The sequence below is a fragment of the Halomonas sp. SIMBA_159 genome, from assembly GCF_046536035.1.
Lineage (GTDB): Bacteria > Pseudomonadota > Gammaproteobacteria > Pseudomonadales > Halomonadaceae > Vreelandella > Vreelandella venusta_A.
The window spans coordinates 1-208 of the sequence record NZ_JAWJBT010001868.1 but is presented as its reverse complement, the minus strand read 5'-3'; the positions used below and the strand labels follow the sequence as shown (position 1 = coordinate 208).

Annotated in this window: 1 protein-coding gene; it reads left to right on the top strand. The window is 50.5% G+C overall.

Features of this window, described 5'->3' with window-relative positions; translation table 11 throughout:
- The coding region (locus R0J87_RS25650) for an EscU/YscU/HrcU family type III secretion system export apparatus switch protein (RefSeq protein ID WP_498889832.1) at positions 1-208 on the top strand (208 nt) is incomplete at both ends.

Below are 208 nucleotides of genomic sequence, written 5' to 3'. Positions count from 1 at the left end.
AAAAAACGTTCTTGGTGATTGTGCCGATCATGGTTTTCGGCGTCGTTTTCGGATTTCTCGGCCATTATGTGCAAGTTGGCCCGCTGTTTACGGCCGAGCCCGTAAAAGCAAAGCTCGAACGGCTCGACCCGATAAAAGGCATAAAACGCAGATTCTCAGTCCGCGCCCTGGTAGAGCTCCCCAAGTCCTTATTGAAAATCGCCATTCT